The sequence below is a fragment of the Streptomyces sp. NPDC002130 genome (genome assembly GCF_040296465.1).
GTDB lineage: Bacteria > Actinomycetota > Actinomycetes > Streptomycetales > Streptomycetaceae > Streptomyces.
Window position 1 is genome coordinate 1 of the sequence record NZ_JBEOXI010000512.1, and the last position, 2,776, is coordinate 2,776.

A 2,776-nucleotide genomic window follows, 5' to 3' on the forward strand; every position below is an offset into this window, starting at 1 on the left:
CTACAATGGCCAGTACAGAGGGCTGCGAGACCGTGAGGTGGAGCGAATCCCTTAAAGCTGGTCTCAGTTCGGATCGGGGTCTGCAACTCGACCCCGTGAAGTCGGAGTCGCTAGTAATCGCAGATCAGCAACGCTGCGGTGAATACGTTCCCGGGCCTTGTACACACCGCCCGTCACGTCATGAAAGTCGGTAACACCCGAAGCCGGTGGCTTAACCCCTTGTGGGAGGGAGCCGTCGAAGGTGGGATCGGCGATTGGGACGAAGTCGTAACAAGGTAGCCGTACCGGAAGGTGCGGCTGGATCACCTCCTTTCTAAGGAGCATCTCTTTCGCTCGCTGCACACAGGTGTGGTTGAGGAAAGCAGAGGCCATTTCGTTCCCGTATGTGGAACGGTGGTTGCTCATGGGTGGACGCTGACAAGCATTCGTTTTCGTTACTGCCGGCCTCAGTGCTGGTGGGAGAACAAATTATATCGGCATACTGTTGGGTCCTGAGAGAACACGCGAGTGTTTCCTCTCTAGGAAGTAACGACAATGTTCAGGCGCGGTCATACCGCAAGAATTTTTTCTTGTTGGTGTCTGCTTGGAGCCTGAGTGTTGTGTGTTGTTTGAGAACTGCACAGTGGACGCGAGCATCTTTGTTGTAAGTAATGAAGAGCGTACGGTGGATGCCTTGGCACCAGGAGCCGATGAAGGACGTAGGAGGCTGCGATAAGCCTCGGGGAGCTGTCAACCGAGCTGTGATCCGAGGATGTCCGAATGGGGAAACCCAGCACGAGTGATGTCGTGTTACCCGCGCCTGAATATATAGGGCGTGTGGAGGGAACGTGGGGAAGTGAAACATCTCAGTACCCACAGGAAGAGAAAACAACCGTGATTCCGTGAGTAGTGGCGAGCGAAAGCGGAAGAGGCTAAACCATGGGTGTGTGATAGCCGGCAGGTGTTGCATTCGTGGGGTTGTGGGGTTCATTTTGTCAATACTGCCGTGTTGGCCAACAGTAAGAAATCACAGGGTTAGTGGAAGTGGTCTGGAACGGCCTGTCGTAGAGGGTGAGAATCCCGTACACGAAAACTTTGTGACTGTTGTAATGGAAACCCAAGTAGCACCGGGCCCGTGAAATCTGGTGTGAATCTGTCGGGACCACCCGATAAGCCTGAATACTCCCTGGTGACCGATAGCGGACTAGTACCGTGAGGGAAAGGTGAAAAGTACCCCGGGAGGGGAGTGAAATAGTACCTGAAACCGTGCGCTTACAATCCGTCAGAGCCTTCGAGCAGTTTACTGCTGGGGGTGATGGCGTGCCTTTTGAAGAATGAGCCTGCGAGTTAGTGGCATGTCGCGAGGTTAACCCGTGTGGGGTAGCCGTAGCGAAAGCGAGTCCGAATAGGGCGATCGTAGTGGCATGCTCTAGACCCGAAGCGGAGTGATCTACCCATGGCCAGGTTGAAGCGACGGTAAGACGTCGTGGAGGACCGAACCCACTTAGGTTGAAAACTGAGGGGATGAGTTGTGGGTAGGGGTGAAAGGCCAATCAAACTCCGTGATAGCTGGTTCTCCCCGAAATGCATTTAGGTGCAGCGTCGCGTGTTTCTCACCGGAGGTAGAGCTACTGGATGGTCTAGGGGGCCCACAAGCTTACCGAAATCAGCCAAACTCCGAATGCCGGTGAGTGAGAGCGCGGCAGTGAGACTGCGGGCGATAAGGTTCGTAGTCGAGAGGGAAACAGCCCAGATCGCCAGCTAAGGTCCCTAAGCGTGTACTAAGTGGAAAAGGATGTGGGGTCGCGAAGACAACCAGGAGGTTGGCTTAGAAGCAGCCACCCTTGAAAGAGTGCGTAATAGCTCACTGGTCAAGTGATCCTGCGCCGACAATGTAGCGGGGCTCAAGTACACCACCGAAGCTGCGGCATTCACGCAATAGCCCCCAGTTGATCCAAGGATTTTCTGGCAGGTGTGTGGATGGGTAGGGGAGCGTCGTGTGGCCATGGAAGCGGCAGGGTGACCTAGCCGTGGAGGCCACACGAGTGAGAATGCAGGCATGAGTAGCGAAAGACGAGTGAGAAACTCGTCCGCCGAATGACCAAGGGTTCCTGGGCCAGGTTAATCCGCCCAGGGTGAGTCGGGACCTAAGACGAGGCCGACAGGCGTAGCCGATGGACAACGGGTTGATATTCCCGTACCCGTGTGAACGCGCCCATGGTGAATCAGTGATACTAACCATCCTGAAGCCACGAGAAGACCTTCGGGTCTCGAGTTGGTGGATGCATGGGACCTGATCTGGTAGTAGCCAAGCGATGGGGTGACGCAGGAAGGTAGCTGAGCCAGTCAGTGGTAATACTGGTGTAAGCGTGTAGGGCGTGACCTAGGCAAATCCGGGTCACACATAGCCTGAGACGTGATGCGTAGCCGATTGAGGCGAATTCAGTGATCCTATGCTGCCGAGAAAAGCCTCTAGCGAGCTTTCACACGGCCCGTACCCCAAACCGACACAGGTGGTCAGGTAGAGAATACTAAGGCGATCGAGATAACTATGGTTAAGGAACTCGGCAAAATGCCCCCGTAACTTCGGGAGAAGGGGGGCCCTGTCTGGTGACGACATGTACTGTCTGAGCTGGGTGGGGCCGCAGAGACCAGTGAGAAGCGACTGTTTACTAAAAACACAGGTCCGTGCGAAGTCGTAAGACGATGTATACGGACTGACGCCTGCCCGGTGCTGGAAGGTTAAGAGGACCGGTTAGTTCCTTCGGGAGCGAAGCTGAGAATTTAAGCCCCAGTA

General features: G+C 55.0%; 2 rRNA genes. Both read left to right on the top strand.

Features of this window, described 5'->3' with window-relative positions:
* Positions 1-313: ribosomal RNA gene (locus ABT116_RS41965) — 16S ribosomal RNA — on the top strand; the annotation flags it as partial.
* Between the two features lie 328 nt (positions 314-641).
* Positions 642-2,776 (top strand): 23S ribosomal RNA (locus tag ABT116_RS41970); the annotation flags it as partial.